General features: G+C 66.2%; 16 protein-coding genes and 2 pseudogenes. 10 read left to right on the plus strand and 8 right to left on the minus strand.

What is annotated here, in order from left to right; genetic code table 11:
• The first annotated feature begins 71 nt into the window (after positions 1-71).
• A complete protein-coding gene (locus M5C96_RS20390; protein WP_272564969.1) occupies positions 72-863 on the plus strand; it encodes a DUF6402 family protein in 792 nt (263 codons plus the stop codon).
• An 18-nt stretch (positions 864-881) separates the two neighbouring features.
• Here M5C96_RS20390 and M5C96_RS20395 read toward each other — a convergent pair.
• The 3 genes and pseudogenes from M5C96_RS20395 to M5C96_RS20405 form a co-directional block, all read right to left on the minus strand.
• A pseudogene (locus M5C96_RS20395) lies at positions 882-1,733 on the minus strand (IS5 family transposase); the annotation flags it as partial.
• A complete protein-coding gene (locus M5C96_RS20400) occupies positions 1,730-2,824 on the minus strand; it encodes an IS630 family transposase (protein WP_272563777.1) in 1,095 nt (364 codons plus the stop codon). The gene M5C96_RS20400 and the pseudogene M5C96_RS20395, both read right to left, overlap by 4 nt.
• A 67-nt stretch (positions 2,825-2,891) precedes the next feature.
• Positions 2,892-2,993 (minus strand): annotated as a pseudogene (locus M5C96_RS20405) (IS5/IS1182 family transposase); the annotation flags it as partial.
• Positions 2,994-3,129: 136 nt separating this feature from the next.
• On the opposite strand from M5C96_RS20405, the gene M5C96_RS26935 reads away from it, so the two are divergent.
• The 3 genes from M5C96_RS26935 to yjjJ all read left to right on the plus strand — a co-directional run bounded on the left by M5C96_RS26935 (position 3,130) and on the right by yjjJ (position 5,075).
• Positions 3,130-3,258 carry a DUF6402 family protein gene (locus tag M5C96_RS26935; RefSeq protein WP_284428178.1) on the plus strand — a complete coding sequence of 43 codons (129 nt, stop codon included), beginning with the start codon at positions 3,130-3,132 and terminating at the stop codon, positions 3,256-3,258.
• A 1-nt stretch (position 3,259) separates the two neighbouring features.
• Positions 3,260-3,634, plus strand: coding sequence for a hypothetical protein (locus M5C96_RS20410; RefSeq protein WP_272564970.1), 375 nt, complete (start codon positions 3,260-3,262; stop codon positions 3,632-3,634).
• Positions 3,635-3,794: 160 nt separating this feature from the next.
• The gene (gene yjjJ / locus M5C96_RS20415; protein WP_272564971.1) at positions 3,795-5,075 is read left to right on the plus strand and encodes a type II toxin-antitoxin system HipA family toxin YjjJ; all 1,281 of its coding nucleotides are present in this window, start codon (positions 3,795-3,797) and stop codon (positions 5,073-5,075) included.
• A gap of 12 nt (positions 5,076-5,087) precedes the next feature.
• On the opposite strand, the gene fdhD is transcribed toward yjjJ, so the two are convergent.
• From fdhD to apbC, 5 genes are all read right to left on the minus strand, one after another.
• A complete protein-coding gene (gene fdhD / locus M5C96_RS20420; RefSeq protein WP_442867402.1) occupies positions 5,088-5,984 on the minus strand; it encodes a formate dehydrogenase accessory sulfurtransferase FdhD in 897 nt (298 codons plus the stop codon).
• Between the two features lie 266 nt (positions 5,985-6,250).
• Positions 6,251-8,596, minus strand: coding sequence for an FdhF/YdeP family oxidoreductase (locus M5C96_RS20425; protein ID WP_272564973.1), 2,346 nt, complete (start codon positions 8,594-8,596; stop codon positions 6,251-6,253).
• Positions 8,597-8,704: 108 nt separating this feature from the next.
• Positions 8,705-10,231, minus strand: coding sequence for a methyl-accepting chemotaxis protein (locus M5C96_RS20430; RefSeq protein ID WP_272564974.1), 1,527 nt, complete (start codon positions 10,229-10,231; stop codon positions 8,705-8,707).
• 12 nt (positions 10,232-10,243) lie between these two features.
• Positions 10,244-11,884: an OFA family MFS transporter gene (locus M5C96_RS20435; RefSeq protein WP_272564975.1), complete on the minus strand. Its 1,641-nt coding sequence runs from the start codon at positions 11,882-11,884 to the stop codon at positions 10,244-10,246.
• 193 nt (positions 11,885-12,077) lie between these two features.
• Positions 12,078-13,169, minus strand: coding sequence for an iron-sulfur cluster carrier protein ApbC (gene apbC / locus M5C96_RS20440; RefSeq protein ID WP_272564976.1), 1,092 nt, complete (start codon positions 13,167-13,169; stop codon positions 12,078-12,080).
• A gap of 124 nt (positions 13,170-13,293) precedes the next feature.
• On the opposite strand from apbC, the gene M5C96_RS20445 reads away from it, so the two are divergent.
• From M5C96_RS20445 to M5C96_RS20470, 6 genes are all read left to right on the plus strand, one after another.
• Positions 13,294-13,875: a restriction endonuclease gene (locus M5C96_RS20445; protein ID WP_272569793.1), complete on the plus strand. Its 582-nt coding sequence runs from the start codon at positions 13,294-13,296 to the stop codon at positions 13,873-13,875.
• Between the two features lie 40 nt (positions 13,876-13,915).
• Positions 13,916-15,172: a patatin-like phospholipase family protein gene (locus M5C96_RS20450; protein WP_272564977.1), complete on the plus strand. Its 1,257-nt coding sequence runs from the start codon at positions 13,916-13,918 to the stop codon at positions 15,170-15,172.
• Positions 15,173-15,218: 46 nt separating this feature from the next.
• Complete coding sequence (locus tag M5C96_RS20455; RefSeq protein ID WP_272564978.1) at positions 15,219-16,646, plus strand: hypothetical protein; 1,428 nt, start codon at positions 15,219-15,221, stop codon at positions 16,644-16,646.
• Between the two features lie 99 nt (positions 16,647-16,745).
• A complete protein-coding gene (gene metG, locus M5C96_RS20460; protein WP_272564979.1) occupies positions 16,746-18,815 on the plus strand; it encodes a methionine--tRNA ligase in 2,070 nt (689 codons plus the stop codon).
• A 392-nt stretch (positions 18,816-19,207) separates the two neighbouring features.
• Complete coding sequence (locus tag M5C96_RS20465) at positions 19,208-19,633, plus strand: hypothetical protein (RefSeq protein WP_272564980.1); 426 nt, start codon at positions 19,208-19,210, stop codon at positions 19,631-19,633.
• 368 nt (positions 19,634-20,001) lie between these two features.
• On the plus strand, positions 20,002-20,865 hold the full coding sequence (locus M5C96_RS20470) for a hypothetical protein (protein ID WP_272564981.1): 864 nt from the start codon (positions 20,002-20,004) through the stop codon (positions 20,863-20,865).
• The last annotated feature ends 3 nt before the right edge of the window (positions 20,866-20,868 follow it).

The raw sequence follows: 20,868 nt of genomic DNA on the forward strand, positions 1-20,868 counted from the left end.
GAAGGGGCTCAGGGCGAGGGGATTTGGAGTTTCGTGGCACCCAGGGTGGATGGATGGGGAAGAAGACCCCGATGACGCCTTATGATCCGCGCCGTCAGAACGTGACTCATCCGCAACCTTCTGGCAACCAATCAAGATCAAAAAGGGAGTTATCAATGAGTTGGAATGAAACCGCGTTGAGCCTCAGCCGCGCCGTTGGCGACCGAATCGCTTTGGACGCGAGTTACCCTGCGGCGCAGTGCCTTCGGAATTTGCAGTTGGTCGATTTGCCCTATGCAATGGAGAGAAACGGTTTTCGCGTCGGCGCAGCGCTGATGAAGCGATGGTTCACCCACCCGGCATTTGCAATGCCCCCTGCATGGAAAGACCCCTCACAAAGCCAGTTGGATCATCGGACGGTAAGCGCACACTATTTGGACACAACGACAGTCCCCATGTCCTGGGCCCTATCGTTCGGAAGAACGCAGGAAAAGTTGGAGGAACTCAAGCGCGCCATCCAAGGACAACTCTTGGCAAAAAGCCTTGTTGCTTCTCAAGACAGACTTTTTGGCAGATTGCAGCGGGCTGGCAAGCTGGGAACACACCCCATGGTTTTCGGCTCGGGCATGCCGGCGGTCGATTTGCATGAGACTGCACACCTGAACTCCCGCGTCGTCAGCAGCAATGGATTCGAGAAGTTAACGGACCCGATTGACGATCTTTACTGCGCACTGGGCGCGTTCACCTTGCACGCTGCCGCAGAAGGGATCGTGATGCCACTGCACCAGCAACGCGGTCCATTCACGCACCAAATTGACATTCATAGTCTGGGCTTTTACATCCGGGACGGCGCTGTTGCACAAATCGAATTGCAGACGGCATGACCCCAACCCCAGACGGACCTATGCCACAGCAGTCACCGACACGGTGTGAGGACGGCCGATCTGACTGAACCGATTGAGCAAGGCCACGCGGACATGCAGCTCCACAACCTGGCGGTCGAACGTGCGCGCGATCACCCGTTCGCCCAGTCGCTTGAAGCAGTGCATCTTCGTCTCCACAAGGCTGCGCCGGTGGTAGCCGCTCCACTTCTTCCAAATGCCGCGACCCAGGCGCTGGCACGCCCGAATGGCCTCATTACGATGCGCCGAGCCCGGACTCGACTTCTTCCAATGGCTGGCGTTCTTGCGGGGCGGGATCACCGCCATCGCGTGCCGCTCGGCAATGGCGTCCAGGCAGGCGCGCGTGTCGTAGGCGCCATCGGCACTGACGCTTTCGATGGATTCGTCAGTGGGAATCTGAGCCAGCAACCCGGGCAACATCGGCGCATCCCCAATGGCGTTGCTGGTCACCTCGATGGCGCGTATTTCCAGCGTCTGCGCGTCGATGCCCAGATGGACCTTGCGCCATTCGCGCCGGTATTCAGCACCATGCTTCTTGCGTTTCCACTCTCCTTCGCCCAGGAACTTGATGCCGGTGCTGTCCACCAGCAACTGCAGCGGCGAGTTGGTTCGCTGGTAGCTCAGTTCGACCTGCAAGGTCTTTTGGCGCCGGCAAACAGTGCTGAAGTCAGGTACCGGCCAGTCCAGCTTTGCCAGCCGCAGCAGGCTCTGCACCATGCCCAGCGCCTGTCGCAAGGGCTGGCCGAACAGGCACTTGATGCTCAGGCAGAACTGGATTGCTGCGTCCGAGAAGGTTCGGCTGCGTCCACGCCTGCCGGTCGGCGTGCCAAACCACTGCATGCCCTCATCTAGTGTCCTGTCCCGTTAATTCGCCCGCATAGTCTGGCGAGTTTTTCGAGGATGGAGTCTGCTGTAGCTGTCCAAGTAAACGGCTGGCAGGACTGGTTGTAATTCGCGATGAATGTGTCGATCTTGTTGATCAGATCCTTCACGCTGGTGAACGAGCCACGGCGGATTGCCCGCGTGGTGATGATCGAGAAGAAGCGCTCGACCTGATTGAGCCAGCTTGAATAGGTCGGAACGAAGTGCATGTGCCAGCGAGGCCGCTCGGCCAACCAAGCGCGCACCTTTGGATGCTTGTGGCTGGCGTAGTTATCAGCTATGCAGTGCACATCCAGTTCGTCGGGCACTGCCTTGTCGATGGCGCGCAGGAAGGCAAGGAACTCTTGATGACGATGCCGGGGCCGGCACTGCGCGATCACTTGGCCATTCATCACGTTCAGGGCCGCGAACAAGGTGGTGGTGCCGTGGCGCACGTAGTCGTGCGTGACACCTTCGACATAGCCAAACCCCATTGGCAGCATCGGCTGCGTACGCTCCAAAGCTTGGCATTGGCTCTTCTCGTCCACGCACAGCACCAGCGCGTTGTCAGGTGGGTTCAGGTACAGCCCCACAACGTCGCGCAGCTTCTCGATGAACAGCGGATCGGTCGACAGCTTGAAGCTGTCGGCCCGGTGCGGCTTGAGGTTGAAGGTCTGCAGATAGCGCGCCACCGTGCTCTTGCTGATGCCCGTATCGGCGGCCAGCGTGCGGGTGCTCCAGTGGGTACCCCCATCAGCAGGCTTGGTGTGCAACGTCTTGGTAATCAACTCAGCAACACGCTCGTCATCTACCGTGCGGGGGCGACCCGGGCGCAACTCGTCGTAAAGCCCTGCAATGCGATGGCGCGCATAGCGCCCGCGCCACTTGGTGACAGTGCTACGACTGATCCCCAGAGCCTGCGCAACCGCGGTGCTGGCTTTATCTGTGCCTTCGCAAGTCAGCACGATGCGCGCCCTGAGCGACAACGCCGCTGGCAGCGAACGTGATCGCGCCATGGACGTCAGTTCCGCGCGCTCCACTTCACTAAGCGCAATTTCTGTTCGGGTCGTTGCATTGGGCATGGCGGCACCTCAAGGATGGCCCGAAACCATGCAGCTATCGTGCCTGCGAATTAACGGGACAGGACACTAGCCACATCGTCAACGAGCCTCGCGCTTTCAGCGCCGCGTTGTACGCCTTCCAGTTCGTCGTGCGGTACTTGCTCCGCTGCCTGTTCTTCGTCTCTGTCACGCAGTCAGTCTACGGGCATCAGCATCGCGATTTGTGCAACAAAGCCATCCGGGACTGCTATGACTTCACAGAAGATCAACCTCTTGGCAACTGGAGCACAGACGAGGTGGGAATGGCTCCCATGCCTCGCTTAGCGATGGTAGAAAATGCGAGCTTTCGCCGGTGGCGGGCGGTCCATCAACGCGGGGGCGATTTTCTGATTTTCTCAAACGTCCATTGGGAAAAGTTGAGTGCTCCAATCACGTGGTTTTTCAAAGTTCCCTGAGATGAAAGACCTATCTCCCATCAACGGACCTCGCAGTCAGAAGGCTCGACGCTGGCGCCGACAAGCTTGCCGTCTTGCCATCCTCTTCGGTGTCCTCGCAGCCACCGTGGTCGCAGCCCTTTTTCTGTTGACTGAAACCTTCGACAAGGCGAGGCTGGTGCATACCGATATCTGCGGCAATGGAACCTATCGGCTGGATGTCTACAAATACAGCGGCGGCGCGGGGTATGTCGAATTAACGGACAGAGACGGCAAGGCGTTCGGTCGATCGGACTTTTCGGACGGTGCTTATCTTGATCCGGAATGGTCAAACGATTGCCTCACGGTCACTGTGGGAACCGACACAGATCGCGTGAAACTCGTGGTACCGCGTTGAATCAGATGCATGCCCGCTTGCAGCATCTGAAATTCTCATTTATCTATTCATAAAATCATTCAAATCAGATAGTCTGAGAAGCATGCCATCCGCAGCCGGGGATCACTCCGCCAAAATCCAGACGATGCTTCGCCAAGGGCCCAAGACAGCGCATTCCCTCATGGAATTCTTGGGCACCAGCCAGCCCACGGTGTCGCGCGCCCTCAAGGCACTGGGCGATGAGGTCGTGCAGATCGGGGCTGCGAGATCTATTCAATATTCACTTCGGGACCGTACCCGTGCGGCCTTGCAGGCTTCGGTGTACCGCGTCTCTGCCGAGGGCAAGGTCCAAGAACTGGGCACGCTGATTCCGGTGGCTGCGGAAGGCTTCGTGATGGTGCAGGCCGATGGTCAGCGCGTTCACAGCGACGGCTTGCCCTGGTGGATCTTCGACATGCGCCCTCAGGGTTATCTGGGGCGTGCCTTCAACCAGCGCCACGGGGCGCGTCTCGGGTTACCGGAACGGCTGAACGACTGGGGGGACACCCATGCGTTGCGCGCGCTCCTGCTCCAGGGAGACGACCTGCCGGGCAACCTTCTTTTGGGAGCGGCGGCACGCGAGCAGTTCGTCAATGCGCCAGCCCCGGTGCCCATCCCAGCGGCTCGGAGACCCCAGGCCTATGTGGAACTTGCGGCAGCGGCAACGCGCGGCGAATTGCAGGGGTCGTCCGCAGCGGGTGAACAACCGAAATTCACCGCCTATGTGCAACCGGAAACCGGGCCGGCCGTGCACACCATCGTCAAGTTCTCCGCCTCGCTGCCGAGCTTGGTGAGCGAGCGCTGGCGCGACCTCCTGCTGGCGGAACACATCGCGCTGCAGGTGCTGGGAGACGCGGGCATCCCCGCATCGCTCACCCGTGTCATCGACCATGGCACGCAGCGGTTTCTCGAAGTGCAGCGTTTCGACCGGGTGGGGGCCCTGGGTCGCCGCGCGCTGCACTCTCTCGCGGCGCTGGACGCGGAATTCGTGGGCCATGGTGGCCGATGGCCAGACATCGCGCAGGCATTGGCACGCGCGCGGATCATCGTGCCCGAAGCGTTGGAGGGGGCCTGCCTGCTCTGGGCTTTCGGCACCCTGATCGGCAATACCGACATGCACAGTGGAAATCTTTCGTTCATGTCGGAACAGGGCCGCCCCTACCAGCTGGCACCCGCTTACGACATGACGCCCATGGCCTTCGCACCGACGGCCGGCGGGGATCTTCCGCAGCGCACGCTGGAGCTGAACGTGGGTCATCAAGTCCCTGCCCGGGCATGGCTCCACGCCCTGCCTCTGGCCCAGGACTTCGTGCAGCGCCTGGAGAAGGCCGAAGGCCTCAGCGGTGGCTTCGGACCTTGCCTTGCCGCCCTGCAATCGCATGTCGCCCTGGCGGCCGAGCGGATCGGTCGACTGGCTCCATGACCCTCTTTCGTCCTATCCGTCCGCGCCCCCGTACCGCACTGCCCGCGGCGGGCGGCACAGCCCCCACAGCGTGATGCCGGCCTGCTGCGCCAGGTCGATGGCCAGCGAGGTGGGGGCCGACACGGCGGCCAGCAGGGGAATGTCGAGCCGGGCGCACTTGCGCACCAGCTCGTAGCTGGCGCGGCTGGACATGACGACGAAGCCGTCCTCCCCCAGCCGGCCCTGCGTGGCCAACTGGCCGATGAGCTTGTCGAGGGCGTTGTGGCGGCCCACGTCTTCGAGCAGGTCGGTCAGCTCGCCGCCTGGCGTGGCCCAGCCGGCGGCATGGACGGCGCCCGCCGCGGCATTGAGCGACTGCCGGGCGGGCATGGCAGCCACGGCGCGCAATATCGCGTCGGCGGGCAGCGCACCGGCCCAGGCGCGCGCGGTGACGCGTTCGGGCACCAGGTCCAGCGCCTGCAGGCTGTCGATGCCGCACACGCCGCAACCCGTGCGGCCCGCGAGCGAGCGGCGCTTGTCTTTCAGGCGCGCGAAGCAACGCGCCGTGATGTCCACCCGCACCTCGCACGCGGTGGCCGTGCCGGCCGGGACCCCGGCGGGCGCCTGCAGCGCATGCACCTCGATGCCGTGGCAGTCGCCCGGCTGGTCGATGATCCCCTCGCTCAGAGCGAAGCCGAGGGCGAAGGCATGCAGGTCGGCGGGCGTGGCCATCATCACGGCGTGCGAGAGGCCGTTGAACACCAGGGCCACCGGTACTTCGGCGGCCACCGCGTCGTCCTCCCACACGGCAGGCACAGCACCCGGCGGGCAGGGATGGCGCTGCACGCTGCGGGTGGCCAGCGGCGTGGGCAGAGGGCGGCCTTCGTCGTCCAGGCCCTCGGGGCCGGAAGATTCTTGCGCCCCTCCCATGTTCGCGAGTTGCTGGCGCCCCGCATCGGTCAGCCAGGCCAGCCAGCGGCTGTCGTCCTGCGCCACGCGCACCCAGCCGGGGCCCGGCTGGCCGCCCACGGCCGCGCCGCTCAGCAAGTGCAGCCCGCGCAGCACGGCACTGCCGGGCAACCCCAGGTGCTTGGCCAGGCGCGGCATGGAGACGCCCTGCGGATCGTCCAGTTCGGCCAGCGCCGACAGCAGCGCGGGCGAGAGCCCGCCGTCATGGCCCACCGGCACGGACGGCGTCAAATGGCCGCCACGGCCGCAGGTTCCGCGGCGGCACCCGTGTCTGCAGCATCTGCCGCCCCGGCCGCATGCGGCACCAGCACCACGGGGATCGACTTGGAGGTCGGCGTGCCCGCGTTCAGCGCCACCGACGACAGGGGCACGAGCGGATTGGTCTCGGGGTAGTAGGCAGCGAGGTTGCCGCGGGGAATGTCGTAGGCCACGAGCTTGAAGCGGTCGGCGCGGCGCTCCTGGCCGTCGCTCCACACGGTCTGGATGTCCACGCAGTCGCCGTCCTTCAGGCCGAGGGACCGAATGTCCTCCTCGTGGATGAACACCACGCGCCGCTGGCCGAACACGCCACGGTAGCGGTCGTCGTGGCCGTAGATGGTGGTGTTGTACTGGTCGTGCGAGCGCGTGGTGAGCAGCGTGAACACGACGGTGTCGCGCCGCAGCGCGCGGGCCTGGTGCGAGGGCGTGTCCACCGGCACGGGGTGGGCGACGAAGCTGGCCTTGCGGCCGGCCGTGGCCCAGACGCGCTCACTGGCGGTGTTGCGCAGCCGAAAGCCGCCGGGCACGGCCACACGCTGGTTGAAGTCCTTGAAGTCGGCGAACACGGCTTCGATCTTGTCGCGGATGCGGGCGTAGTCCTCGATGAGCCACAGCCACGGGGTGCGGCTGCGCGCGCCGATCGTGGCCGCGGCCAGCCGCGCGACGATGGCGGGCTCGGACAGCAGCTGGTCCGAGGCCGGCGGATTGATGCCCATGGACAGGTGCACCATGCTCATCGAGTCCTCCACCGTCACGCCCTGCGGGCCGCCGGCCTGCATGTCGATCTCGGTGCGGCCGAGGCACGGCAGGATGAGCGCCTCGCGCCCGTGCACGATGTGGCTGCGGTTGAGCTTGGTGGTCACGTGCACCGTCAGGTCGCAGCGGCGCAGCGCCTTCCAGGTCTCGTAGGTATCGGGCGTGGCGGCGGCGAAGTTGCCCCCCAGGGCGAAGAACACGCGCCCCTTGCCGTCCAGCATGGCCTGGATGGCTTCCACGGTATCGACGCCGGGCTCGCGCGGGGGCTCGAAGCCGAACACCTCCTGCAGCTTGTCCAGCAGCGCGGCCGGGGGCTTTTCCCAGATGCCCATGGTGCGGTCGCCCTGCACGTTGCTGTGGCCGCGCACGGGGCACGGGCCCGCGCCGGGCCGGCCGATGTTGCCGCGCAGCAGCAGCCAGTTGACGATCATCTGGATGGTGGCCACCGAGTGCATGTGCTGGGTGATGCCCATGCCCCAGCAGGCGATCACGCGCTGGGCATTGCGGTACACCTCGGCTGCGGCGCGGATCTGCGCCTCGGGCAGGCCGGACTCCTCTTCGAGCAAAGGCCACGATTCGGCGCGCAGATCGGCCAGCAGGCCGTCGATGCCGGTGGTGTGCTCGGCGATGAAGGCATGGTCGAGCACGCCGCCGTCGCGGTCCTCGATCTCGATCAGGTGCTTCATCATTCCCTTGACCAGGGCCAGGTCGCCCCCCACGCGCAGCTGGAAGTAATGCGTGCTGATGGGCGTGGAGCCCAGCGTGGCCATTTCCATCTTGTTCTGCGGGTCCTGAAAGCGCTCCAGGCCGCGTTCGCGCAGCGGGTTGAAGCTCACGATCTTCGCGCCGCGCTTGTGGGCCGCGCGCAGCTCGCCCAGCATGCGCGGGTGGTTGGTGCCGGGGTTCTGCCCGAAGATGAAGATGGCGTCGGCCTCCTCGAAGTCCTGCAGCGTGACCGTGCCCTTGCCCACGCCGATCTGCGGGCGCATGGCGCTGCCACTGGGCTCGTGGCACATGTTGGAGCAGTCGGGAAAATTGTTGGTGCCGTATTCGCGCACGAACAGCTGGTACATGAAGGCGGCCTCGTTGCTGGCGCGGCCCGAGGTATAGAAGATGGCCTCGTTCGGGCTGGGCAGCGCGTTCAGGTGCCGGGCAATGAGCGCGAAGGCATCGTCCCAGCCGATGGGCACGTAGTGGTCGCTGGCCGCGTCGTACACCATAGGGTGGGTGAGCCGGCCCTGGTCTTCCAGCCAGAAGTCGCTCTGCTCGGCCAGGGCGGCCACCGAATGCCGGGCGAAAAGCTCCGGCCCCGCGCGGCGGGCGGTGGCCTCGGCCGCCACGGCCTTGGCGCCGTTCTCGCAGAACTCGAAGGTGGAGGCATGGTTGCGGTCGGGCCAGGCGCAGCCGGGGCAGTCGAACCCGTCGGGCTGGTTGGCCGACAGCAGGGTCTTGGCCCCCTTGAGGGGAATGTCCTGGTACTGCAGCGCGCGGCCGACGGAGCGCAGCGCGCCCCAGCCGCCAGCCGGGCCTTTGTAGAACTCGATTTTCTTGTCGGTCATCGTGGTCTCCTGCTCATCGGCGAAACGAACGGCGAAAGGGGTGGGCTCCCGAGGAAGCGACCGGGTTGGACACCGCCGCGCACGCGGCGTTCCGCAGCGGCCACCATGCTAGGGCGTTTTGAAGGTGGCTGCCGCGTCGGCCAGGGCCGCGGCCTGCTCGCGCATGCGCAGGGCGGCGGCCGCGGCCTCCTCCACCAGCGCCGCATTCTGCTGGGTCATCTGCTCGATGCGGGCGACGCTCTGGTGGATGCCGTCGATGCCGCTGCTTTGCTGGCCGCTCGCTGCGGCAATGCCTTCGATCAGGTGCGTGACCTCGGCGATCGAGTGGGCAATGCCCTGCATGGACTGGCGCGCATCGTCCACCAGGCCGCCCCCCGCGTCCACCCGCTCGACCGAGGCGGCGATGAGGCCGCGGATCTCCCGCGCGGCGTCACCCGAGCGCTGGGCCAGCGCCCGCACCTCGCCCGCCACCACCGCGAAGCCCCGGCCCTGCTCGCCCGCGCGGGCGGCCTCGACCGCGGCGTTCAGCGCCAGGATGTTCGTCTGGAAGGCGATGCCATCGATGATGCCGATGATGTCGCGGATGCGATGCGCGCCCTCGCGGATGTCGCCCATGGTGGCGACCACCCGGTCCACCGCCGCGCCACTCTGCCCGGCCGCTTGCGACACCGCGCCCATGAGCCCGTTGACGCGCCGCGCGTGCTCGGCGTTCTGCCCCACCGTGGCCGTGAGCTGCTCCAGCGCCGAGGCGGCGCTGTTGACCTCGCCGGCCTGCTGCTCCGTGCGCGTGGCCAGATCGCCGTTGCCGGCCGCGATCTCGCTGGTGGACAGGCGCAGCCCGTCCGCACCCCGCCGCACGTTGCCCACCAGCCCGGCCAGCCCCACGCCGATGCCGTTGATGGCCTGCAGCATCTGCCCCACCTCGTCGCGCCGGGCCACGTGCATCTGGGTGGTGAGGTCGCCGGCGGCGATGCGCTGCGCCGCCGCGCGCCCCTGCGCCACGGGCCGGGCAATGCCGCGCTGCACCATGCCGTAGATCGCCGCAGCCGCCAGCAGCGGCAGGCCCGCCACCACCGCCACCCAACTGGCAGGCAGCGGCGCCAGCACCAGCCAGGCCAGCGCCCACAGCGCGTACTGCACCGCCAGCACCAGCAGGGCCAGCCGGCCCGCCAGGTTCAACGCGGGAATCTCGCTGACATCCAGGCCCACGTAGAGCACGCCCACAACGTGTCCAGACGCATCGCGCACCGGGTCGTAACGGGTCATGTTCTGCCGGCCGAACACCGTGGCGTAGCCGGCATAGGCCCGCCCCGCGAGCAGGTTGGCATAGGCCGGGTGGGAGCGGTCGAGCAGCGTACCCACCGCGCGCTCGCCGTCCTGCTTGCGCACCGAGGTGGCAATGCGGACGAAGTCGTTGCCCTGGCGGGCGAACACGGTGGCGCGCACGCCGGTCTGCGCGGTAAAGCGGTCGGCCACCGAGAAGTCGCCGTTCAGCAGGCGCCCGGCACAGCGCAGCAGCGGCGCCTGCGCGGCGCCGCCCTGCGGTGGCTCCAGCGTGAAGCTGCCGGCGTGCTCGGTGGCGAACCGCGCCGCGGCGGCGTTGATCCGCCGGTGAAGGGAGCCTGGCAGCACCATGGTGCCCGGCCCTTACTGGAAGAACTTGGCCGCGCTCACCAGGGTCTTGTAGATGCCCCAGGCCAGGGGAATGCCCACCGCAGCCCAGGCGAACGCCACCAGTGCCGGGCTGGTGGAGCTGCCGGCCCCGGTGCCCGATCCCACCTCGGCCGCCAGCGATTTCTCGTGCGCGAGCTTTTTCTCGTGCGCCAGCTCTTCATCGGTCATGAACCACTTGTCGGCCAGCGGGCGCACCAGCAGGTTGGCGATCAGGCCGATGACCAGCATGCCCACCAGGATGTACATGGTCTGGTTGTAGACCTGCTCACGCGGCAGGCCCAGGCCCAGCTGGTATTCGCGCATGTAGTTGACGACCACCGGGCCCAGGATGCCCGCGGTGGCCCAGGCGGTGAGCAGGCGGCCGTGGATGGCGCCCACGAACTGCGTGCCGAACAGATCGGCCAGGTACGCCGGCACCGTGGCGAAACCGCCGCCGTACATCGACAGGATGATGCAGAACGCCCCCACGAACAGCAGCTTGCTGCCGGCCCCGGCCGAGCTGGGGATGCTGGCGTACAGCAGGCCGCCCAGCACGAAGAACACCACGTAGGTCATCTTGCGGCCCAGCTTGTCCGACAGGCTGGCCCAGAAGAACCGGCCGCCGATGTTGAACAGCGACAGCAGCGCGGTGAAGCCGCCGGCCACGGCGGCGATGGCCGCGAGCTGCGCCTTGTCGAGTTCGCCGAATTTCTGCGGCACACCGATGAGCGCGCCGCCGAACACCTCCTGCAGCATGGGCGAGGCCATGCCGATCACGCCGATGCCCGCGCTCACGTTCATGCACAGCACGACCCACACCAGCCAGAACTGCGGAATGCCCCACACGCGCTTCACGTGCACGTGGCGCTGCGTGATCATGGTGTTGGCGCTGGGCGGCGGCGGGGTCCAGCCGGCCGGCTTCCAGCCCGTGGCGGGCACGCGGTAGCCCAGGGCGCCGGCCATCATGAAGACGAAATACAGGAGCGCCATCACCACGAAGGTCTGCATCACGCCCACGTCGGTGGGGGTGGAAAACCGCTTCATCAGGTCCACCGCCAGGGGAGAGCCGATCATCGCGCCGCCGCCGAAGCCCATGATGGCCATGCCGGTCGCCATGCCCCGCCGGTCGGGAAACCATTTGATGAGCGTGGACACCGGCGAGATGTAGCCCAGCCCCAGGCCGATCCCGCCGATGACGCCCGAGCCGAGGATCATCAGCCAGAACTGGTGCAGGTGGATGCCCAGCGCCGACAGCAGCATGCCGCCGCACCAGCACACCGCGGACACGACACCCGCCTTGCGCGGACCGGCACGTTCAAGCCAGCCGCCCCAGATGGCGGCAGAGCAGCCCAGGAACACGAAAAACAGGGTGTACATCCAGCCCAGTGTGGCCACGCGCCAGTCGCAGCCGGAGGCGAACAGCTCAGCGAAGAAGCTCATGTCCTTGGGGCAGGCGGCGCCGGTGCCGGCTGTGGAGAGGGCCTTGGACAGCGGCAGCCAGAACACGGAGAACCCGTAAGCCATGCCGATGCAAAGGTGGATCGCCAAGGCCGCCGGAGGAACGAGCCACCGGTTGAAGCCGGGACCGGCAATGATGCGTTCCTTGTCCAGAAAACCGGGTTGTGTGGATGACATGCCACTCCTCTCTGCTGTGCTCTTTCTCGACGTCCGCGCGCCACCCTGGCACGGGCTCTCAAACCAGTGTCAGCGCATTGCTTGAGCTACGTCAAGACACATTGCACACAACGCGACATGTTTTTCCGCGCTGTCAGGAAGCAGAAAGGACAGCAGTGCAGGCGAAACGGCCGGCCGTACGGCAGCGGCCGAATCAGGTGGTCTTGCTGATGGAGATGGTGGGAAATTTCGACGAGAAATCCTTGGCCTGCTGCGCCACCTTGACCGCCACGTCGCGCGCCATCTTCTTGTAGATGCGGGCCACCTCGCCGTCGGGGTCGGCCACCACGGTGGGGGCGCCGGTGTCGGCCTGCAGACGGATCTGCATGTCCAGCGGCAGCGCGCCGAGGTAGGCCATGCCGTATTCGGCCGCCATGCGCTGGCCGCCCCCCTCGCCGAAGATGTGCTCGGCGTGGCCGCACTGGCTGCACACGTGCACCGCCATGTTCTCGACGATGCCAAGGATGGGCACGCCCACCTTCTCGAACATCTTGATGCCCTTCTTGGCATCCAGCAGCGCGATGTCCTGCGGCGTGGTGACGATCACCGCGCCGGTGATGGGCACGCGCTGGCTCAGCGTGAGCTGGATGTCGCCGGTGCCGGGCGGCATGTCCACGATGAGGTAATCCAGGTCCTTCCAGTTGGTTTGCCGCAGCAGCTGCTCCAGCGCCTGGGTGGCCATGGGGCCGCGCCAGATCATGGCCTGGTCGGCATCGATCAGGAACCCGATCGACATCACCTGCACGCCGTGGTTGCGCATCGGCTCCATGGTCTTGCCGTCGGCGCTTTCGGGCTTGCCCTCGATGCCGAGCATCATGGGCTGGCTGGGGCCGTAGATGTCGGCATCCAGCACGCCGACGCTGGCGCCCTCGGCCGCGAGCGCCAGGGCCAGGTTGGCGGCGGTGGTGCTCTTGCCCACGCCGCCCTTGCCGGAGGCCACGGCGATGATGTTCTTGACCTGCGGCAGCAACTGCACGCCGCGCTGCACCGCATGGGCGACGACCTGGCTGGTGATGCGCACCGCCACCTGCTCCACGCCGGCGACGGCCTGGGCCGCCGCGGTCAACTGGCGTTCCAGTTCGGGCACCAGGCTCTTGGCCGGGTAGCCCAGCTCGACGTCGAACGCCACGTCGCCACCGGCGATGCGCACGTTGCGCACCGCCCGCGCACTGACGAAATCCTTGCCGGTGTGCGGATCGCTTACGCTCGCGAGCGCCGCCAACAGCGCCTGTTCTGTGACTGCCATGCCAATAACTCCTTGAGGGGCCGGTAGTCTATTCCCTGATCTTCCAACCCCGCAGGGCCGAGGACAATGCACGGTTGCCGCGCCTGCCCACCCGTTCAGCACAAGGATTCCCGTGAAACTCAAGATGGCCCCCAACTCCCTGTTCGCGATCCTGCTGCGTTCGCCCTGGTGGATCAGTTGGTCGGTGGCCGGTCTGATCGCGCTGGTGTGCGGCGCCCTGCTGCCCTCGCACATCGCCCCGTACGCCGCGGTGGGCGCCCTGCCGATCTTCGGCGTGGGCTGCCTGGCCGCCTGGCGCCAGTGGCGCGCGCCCAGCAGCGCGCGGGTGCAGGCCGTGCTGGGGCAGGCGGCGGAGATGCCCTGGCGCACCTTTGCGGATGCGCTGGAGCGCGCCTGGCAGGCCGAGGGCTACGCGGTGCGCCGCCTCACCGGCCTGCAAGCCGATTTCCACCTGGAGAAAGCGGGCCAGACGGCCCTGGTGAGCGCACGCCGCTGGAAGGCCGCCACCCATGGCATCGAGCCGCTGCGCGACCTGCAGGCGGCCGCCCGGGCGCAGGACGTGCCGGCCAGCACCTACATCGCGATGCAGGGCACGGTGAGCGACAACGCCCGCGGCTATGCCCGCGAGCACGGCATCACGCTGATGGAGGGGGAGGCCCTGGCCGCCCTGCTGCTGAAGGCGCCCCGCACCGCAACCGCCCGGTGATCCGACGCCGGGTACGACCACCGATCCGCCGAGGCCCGCCATGCCCTCTTCCGCCGCTGCCCCCGCCGCCAAACCCGTCTCGTCCCGCCCCATCGGCCTGGTGCTGACCGGCGGCGGGGCCCGCGCGGCCTACCAGGTGGGCGTGCTGGAGGCGATCTCCGACCTGCGCATGGCGTGCGGCGCGGGGCGCGAACCCAACCCGTTTCCGATCATCACCGGCACCTCGGCCGGCGCCATCAACGCGGCCGCCCTCGCCTGCGGGGCGGACCAGTTCGACCGGGCCGTGCGCCGCATCGCCCGCGTGTGGCGCAATTTCCACGCGCAACAGGTGTACCGGGCCGACTCGCTGAGCGTGATGCGCAGCGGCGCGGGCTGGCTCACCCTCATGTCGCTGGGCTGGCTGCTGGCGCGCTGGCGGCGCATGCGGCCGCGCTCGCTGCTGGACAACTCGCCGCTCACCGGCCTGCTCACGCAACTGGTGCCGCTGGTGCGGCTGCCCCGGCTGATCCGCCAGGGGCACCTGCAGGCGCTGGCCATCACCGCCTCCAGCTACAGCTCGGGCGAGCACGTGACCTTCTTCGAGGCCGCGCAGGCGCAGCAGCCCTGGGTGCGCTCGCAGCGCAAGGCCACGCGCGACCGCATCACGCACGACCACCTGCTGGCGTCGTCGGCCATTCCGTTCGTCTTTCCCGCCACGGCGCTGGGCATCGACGGCCACACCGAATACTTCGGCGACGGATCGATGCGTCAGTCCGCCCCGATCGCGCCAGCCATTCATCTGGGCGCCGAACGCATCCTGGTGGTGGGCGCGGGCCGCATGCACGAACCGGCGGGAGAGGCGCTGCACAGCGATGCGCCGGCCTACCCGTCGCTCGCGCAGATCGCCGGGCACACGCTGTCCAACATCTTCCTGGATGCCCTGTCGGTGGATGTGGAGCGCGCCCAGCGCATCAACCAGACGCTGTCCCTCATCCCGCCCGAAGTGCGCGCGCACAGCCCCTTGCGCCCGCTGGAACTGCTGGTGATCGCGCCTTCGCAGCGCCTGGATGCGGTGGCCGCCCGCTACGTGGGCGAGCTGCCCCGCCCCATCCGCACGCTGCTGGGCGGCCTGGGCGTGACCTCCAACATGCAGGACGTGCGCGGCGCCGCGCTGGCCAGCTACCTGCTGTTCGAGGCCGGCTACACGCGCGAACTCATGGCCCTTGGCCGGGCGGACGCCCTGGCGCGCCGCAGCGAGATCTGCCGATTCTTCGGCTGGGCCGACGCGGGCAACGCGGTGCGGGCGCCTGCCGTTTGAGCCCGCACACCCGGCCCGGAGTCACCCCTCCTATCGGAGACAACCGATGCCCTTTGCGCCCCGCCCCCACTTTCCATCGGCCATCGCCCGCACGGCCCGCACCAGCCTGGCGGCGGCCGCGATCGCCGCGCTGACCGCCGGCTGCACGCATCCGCCGGCCGGCCCGAAGGCGGCTGCCGCCGCTCCTGCCGCGGCACCGCTGTCCACGGCCGAAGCCCCACCCGCCCCCACCCCGTGCCCCAAAGGCCTGCCCGCCGCCACGCGCTGCCTGAGCGGGCAGGACTCGGCCGGCGCCCACTACCTGATCGCCATCCCCGCGGACTGGAACGGCACGCTGGTGTTGCACGCCCACGGCGGCCCCACGCTCGGCGCTCCACGCCTGTCGCGCACGGAGGAAGACCTGGAGCGCTGGGCCGTCGTGCCGCGCGCCGGCTACGCCTGGGCCGGCTCCACCTACCGCCAGGGCGGCGTGGCGGTGCATGCCGCGGCCGAAGACACCGAGCGGCTGCGGCGCATCTTCGTGCAGCACGTGGCCGCGCCGCGCATGACGCTGCTGCACGGCCAGTCGTGGGGCGCCAGCGTGGCCGCCGTGGGCGCATCGCTCTTCACCGACGACGGCCACGGCAAACGCCCCTACGACGGTGTACTGCTCACCAGCGGCGTGCTGGCCGGCGGCAGCCGGGCGTACGACTTCCGGCTCGACCTGCGGGTGATCTACCAGGCGCTGTGCGCCAACCACCCGCTGCCCGCCGAAGCCCAGTACCCGCTGTGGATGGGCCTGCTGCCCGATGCCACGCTGAAACCCGCCGAACTGAAACGCCGCGTGGACGGCTGCCTGGGCCTGGACCGGCCCGCGGCGCAGCGCACGGCCGCGCAGCAGTCGCGCGTCCAGACCATCGTGCAGACCGTGCGCATCCGCGAAAGCGCCATCCACGGCCACCTGAACTGGGCCACCTGGCACTTCCAGGACATCGTGCAGCGGCGCACCGGCGGCGCCAACCCCTTCGGCAACCGGGGCGCGGTGTACACCGGCTCGAGCGACGATGCCGCGCTCAACCGCAGCGTGCAGCGCTACCGCGCCGATCCGCAGGCCGTGGCCACCTTCGCGCGCGACACCGACCCCGACGGGCGCATCCCGGTGCCGGTGCTGACCGTGCACGGCGTGGACGATCCCACCGCCTTCGTCGAGATGGAGGACAGCTTTCGCCGCACGATGGAGCGCGCCGGCACGGCCGGCCACCTGGTGCAGACCTTCACGGCCGACAAATCCCACAGCTACCTGACCGATGCCGCCTATCCCACGCTGCTGGCGGCGCTCGGCCAGTGGGTGCGCGGCGGCCCGCCCCCCACGCCGGCGGGCATCGCCGCGCAATGCCCGGGCGTGCAGGCGACGTTCGGCGGCGAGTGCCGGTTCCTGCCCGGGTACCGGCCGCAGCCGCTGGAGCCCCGGGTGACGCCGCGCGAGCGGCCATGAGGCCCCTGCGGGCAGCCCAGGCCGCGCGGGCCGGGGCGAGCGCCTAAAATCCGCGGCTTGTCCGCGTTTTTCGCGGCCCACCCCGAACGCCCGCACCCGATGACCGCACGCAAGATCTTCGTCACCACCGCCCTGCCGTATGCCAACGGCAACTTCCACATCGGCCACATCATGGAATACATCCAGGCCGACATCTGGGTGCGGTATCAAAGAATGCAGGGCGCCCAGGTGAACTTCGTGGGCGCGGACGATGCCCACGGCGCGCCGATCATGATCGCGGCCGAGAAGGCCGGCAAGACGCCCCAGCAGTTCGTGGCCGACATCGCCGCCGGCCGCAAGCCCTATCTGGACGGTTTTCACATCGCGTTCGACAACTGGCACAACACCGACGCGCCCGAGAACCACGCGCTCGCCCAGCAGATCTACCGCGACCTCAAGGCCAACGGCCTCATCGAGACGCGCACCATCGAGCAGTTCTTCGACCCCGAGAAGAACATGTTCCTGCCCGACCGCTTCATCAAGGGCGAATGCCCCCGGTGCCATGCCAAGGACCAGTACGGCGACAACTGCGAGAACTGCGGCGCCGTCTATGCGCCCACCGACCTCATCCAGCCCTTCTCGGCGCTGTCGGGCGCCAAGCCGGTGCTGAAAAGCTCGGAGCATTTCTTCTTCAAGCTCTCCGACCCGCGCTGCGTCGATTTTTTGCAGGAATGGACGCAGAACGGCGTGCACGTGCAGCCCGAGGTGGCCAACAAGGTCAAGGAATGGTTCACCGTGCGCACCAACCCGGACGGCAGCACCAGCGAGGGCCTGGGCGACTGGGACATCAGCCGCGACGCGCCCTACTTCGGCATCGAGATCCCCGATGCGCCGGGCAAGTACTTCTACGTGTGGCTGGACGCACCCGTGGGCTACCTCGCCTCGCTCAAGAACCTTCTGGAAAAGCGCGGCGAAGACTACGAGGCCTACATGGCCGACCCGCTGCTTGAGCAGTACCACTTCATCGGCAAGGACATCGTCACCTTCCACACCCTGTTCTGGCCCGCCATGCTGAAGTTCAGCGGCCGCAAGACGCCCGACAAGATCTGCGTGCACGGCTTTCTCACCGTGAACAACGGCGAGAAGATGAGCAAGAGCCGCGGTACGGGCCTGGACCCGCTCAAGTACCTGGGCCTGTCGATGAACCCCGAATGGCTGCGCTACTACATCGCCGCCAAGCTCAATGGCCGCAACGAGGACATCGACTTCAACCCCGAAGACTTCATGGCCCGGGTCAACAGCGACCTGATCGGCAAGTTCGTCAACATCGCCTCGCGCGCGGCAGGCTTCATCGCCAAGCGCTTCGGCGGCCAGCTGGGCGCCATGAGCGGCGACGGCCAGGCCCTGCTCGCCACGCTGGCGGGCCAGGGCGGCACCATCGCCGAGGCCCTCGAAAAGCGCGACACCGCCCGCGCCCTGCGCGAGGTGATGCTGCTGGCCGACCGCGTGAACGAGTACGTGGACGCAAACAAGCCCTGGGAACTGGCCAAGCAGGACGGCATGGACGCGCGCCTGCAGGACGTGTGCACGACCTGCATCGAGGCCTTCCGCGTGCTCGCCATCTACCTCAAGCCCGTGCTGCCCGCCCTGGCCGCGCAGGTCGAAGCCTTCCTGAACGTCGCGCCGCTCGCCTTTGCCGATGCGCAGACGCTGCTGGGCGCCGGCCACACCATCGGCACCTACCAGCATTTGATGCAGCGCGTGGACGTGAAGCAACTCGACGCCCTGTTCGAGCCGCCCGCGGCGCCTGAGCCCGAAAAGACCGTGCCCGGCGGCGAGGAGATCGCGCCCACCATCACCATCGACGACTTCGCCAAGATCGACCTGCGCATCGCGCAGATCGTGAACTGCGAGCCGGTCGAAGGCTCGACCAAGCTGCTGCGCCTGACGCTCGATGTGGGCGAAGGCCGCCACCGGAATGTGTTCAGCGGCATCGCCAGCGCCTACCAGCCCGCCGACCTGATCGGCAAGCTCACCGTGATGGTGGCCAACCTCGCCCCGCGCAAGATGAAGTTCGGCATCAGCGAGGGCATGGTGCTGGCCGCCAGCCATGGTGATGAGAAGGCCCATCCGGGTATCCACGTGCTGGAACCCTGGCCTGGCGCCACGCCAGGTATGCGCGTTCGCTGAGCGGGCCCAGGCAGTTCTGTCATCTAACTCGCCGGAAAACCAGAAGCCAACTTAAACCCTGGTAGCCCCATGAGGGCGACGGCACGCACAACCCACCGGCTCGATCAAGGGCGACGACGGCTTGGTCGTGCTGGATCGCCACGGCAACGGCCTGATCGACTCTGGGCGCGAACTCTTCGGCGATCAGACTCTAAAACCCGTGGACAGCTACGGCCAAACGCTCGCCTACGCCAATGGCCCTAGCAGCGGAAGATGGCACCGGCGGCAAGTTGATCGACGCCAACGATGCGGTGTATTAGCAACGGCGCATCTAGAAGCACGTCAACCAGCACCGGATTTCCCAGGCGGGCGAGCTGCACACCCTGGCCGATCTGGGCATCGCCAGCATCGGCGTGGCAGGTACCGCCAGCAACGTGAATCTGGGCAATTGCAACACCCAGCCCTTGAGCGGCAGCTTCACCCGCACCAATGGCACCACCGGGGTTAGCGGCGTGGCCGAGGTCACCGGCAGCCTGCTGCTGGCCTCCAACAACTTCTATCGCGAGTTCACCGACGACCCGGCGGTGACGGCAGCGGCGGGTGCCTTGCCTCAGATGGGCGGCAGCGGCTTGGTGCGCGATCTGCGCGAGGCGATGAGATTGCCCGGCGAGGCGGCGCAGCCCATATCAGATTGCTATCAAAAGAGGAGCAAAACAAGCAATCAATACGCCGGCATGAGAGGGATTTCATGCAAAAAGCAAACGAGAGCCCATTTCAAAGTCTTGCAGGCAGGCCGACAGGGCTTTGAAATGGGTTTCGATGCAACGCAAAGGATGTAGACTTCAAAGTAACGTAATTTATTGTTCACATGAACATCCCAGCCACTGGAAGCGCGTCATGGTTGCGCGGTGTCCCGGTGGGTCCGGCCCCCCCTATCGGCGTCGCTGGCGCCTCATGCTAGGAAATTGCTATCGAAAAAAGAGCAAGGTAGGCAATCGATACGCCGGGATGAAAGGGATTTCATGCAAAAAACCTCGAAAACACCCGGACGAACGCGGAAAATCCGAGCGCCTTGTGAACTGGAACCGGTTTCAAAGCCTTGCGGGTTGACCGCCAGTGCTTTGAAATCGGGTTTCGATGAAACGGAAGGAATGTGAATCTTGAATAATTTCTCAACGGTGTTTCAACGTGAAAGGGAGTTCTGGTAATGGATTCGGTTTTTAAGAAAAGCAAGGTGCCGCGCAAGGGGCGATGGATCATCGTCGTGCTGGCGTTGATGATTCTGTACATGGGCTATGTGGCATGGCGGTTGGCCAGAGTCGGAAACAACGCCTTTGCCGCAGGCTTTCAGCCACCGGAAATGGCGGCGGCGCAATACACCGACCGCACGGTGCGCGCGAATCTGGGTGGGGTGCCCGTGGCGATTCCGCCGTATTTTGCGGAGTACGTGGAATATGACGGTGACCCCGGTTGGGGAGAAAATCGGAAGGGGCCGAAACCTGTCAGAACACCGGATTCCAAGATCAGAAGTTTCGGCTTTGATGTGCGCTATCCCGACATGGTGGGCAAGAGTACGCCTGAATTATGGGATGACTATAGAAAAAGGAGGCTGGCAACAGACCAGTGGATTAGAGTAGGTCTTAGCTCTGGGGAAGATTATAAAAATGCCGGAGGAATTAATCGAATGGCGCAGGGCGTCCAAAATAGATCATCCGAATCCGATGCCAAGCATTGGTGGAATATTTATGAAAAACTAAAAGAAGATGAACACGGATTGGAAGTTTATGCACATCCAGGAATGAATACTGAAACCGGAAAATTCCATCGAGAGCATGAAAATGCTAAGGACATTTTTTTCAAGAAAAACAACGAAGACCAAGTAACGACCTATATTTCTTGTAGCAATCGAGAAATTCCATCAGCCCCATGCACTCATCATTTTGAGTTGGACCCGGAAATGCATGCATCGGTCACCGTGAGTTATCGGCGTGGCTTGCTCCCCGAATGGCAGCAGATTCAGGAAAAGGTCAAAAAGACCGTTTTGGGTTTTGCAGTGAACGAGCAGAAGTGATTT

The sequence above is a fragment of the Acidovorax sp. GBBC 1281 genome (genome assembly GCF_028473645.1).
Taxonomy (GTDB): Bacteria; Pseudomonadota; Gammaproteobacteria; order Burkholderiales; family Burkholderiaceae_C; genus Paracidovorax.

Bases quoted from the DNA above. Each gene is read 5' to 3' on its own strand.
- M5C96_RS20470 (WP_272564981.1), top strand. From the start codon at position 20,002: ATGGATTCGGTTTTTAAGAAAAGCAAGGTGCCGCGCAAGGGGCGATGG.
- fdhD (WP_442867402.1), bottom strand. From the start codon at position 5,984: ATGGGAGGGGCGCAAGAATCTTCCGGCCCCGAGGGCCTGGACGACGAA.
- M5C96_RS20425 (WP_272564973.1), bottom strand. From the start codon at position 8,596: ATGACCGACAAGAAAATCGAGTTCTACAAAGGCCCGGCTGGCGGCTGG.
- metG (WP_272564979.1), top strand. From the start codon at position 16,746: ATGACCGCACGCAAGATCTTCGTCACCACCGCCCTGCCGTATGCCAAC.
- M5C96_RS26935 (WP_284428178.1), top strand. From the start codon at position 3,130: ATGGTAGAAAATGCGAGCTTTCGCCGGTGGCGGGCGGTCCATCAACGC.
- apbC (WP_272564976.1), bottom strand. From the start codon at position 13,169: ATGGCAGTCACAGAACAGGCGCTGTTGGCGGCGCTCGCGAGCGTAAGC.
- M5C96_RS20400 (WP_272563777.1), bottom strand. From the start codon at position 2,824: ATGCCCAATGCAACGACCCGAACAGAAATTGCGCTTAGTGAAGTGGAG.
- M5C96_RS20455 (WP_272564978.1), top strand. From the start codon at position 15,219: ATGCCCTTTGCGCCCCGCCCCCACTTTCCATCGGCCATCGCCCGCACG.
- yjjJ (WP_272564971.1), top strand. From the start codon at position 3,795: ATGGAATTCTTGGGCACCAGCCAGCCCACGGTGTCGCGCGCCCTCAAG.
- M5C96_RS20450 (WP_272564977.1), top strand. From the start codon at position 13,916: ATGCCCTCTTCCGCCGCTGCCCCCGCCGCCAAACCCGTCTCGTCCCGC.
- M5C96_RS20435 (WP_272564975.1), bottom strand. From the start codon at position 11,884: ATGTCATCCACACAACCCGGTTTTCTGGACAAGGAACGCATCATTGCC.
- M5C96_RS20445 (WP_272569793.1), top strand. From the start codon at position 13,294: ATGGCCCCCAACTCCCTGTTCGCGATCCTGCTGCGTTCGCCCTGGTGG.
- M5C96_RS20430 (WP_272564974.1), bottom strand. From the start codon at position 10,231: ATGGTGCTGCCAGGCTCCCTTCACCGGCGGATCAACGCCGCCGCGGCG.
- M5C96_RS20390 (WP_272564969.1), top strand. From the start codon at position 72: ATGACGCCTTATGATCCGCGCCGTCAGAACGTGACTCATCCGCAACCT.
- M5C96_RS20410 (WP_272564970.1), top strand. From the start codon at position 3,260: ATGAAAGACCTATCTCCCATCAACGGACCTCGCAGTCAGAAGGCTCGA.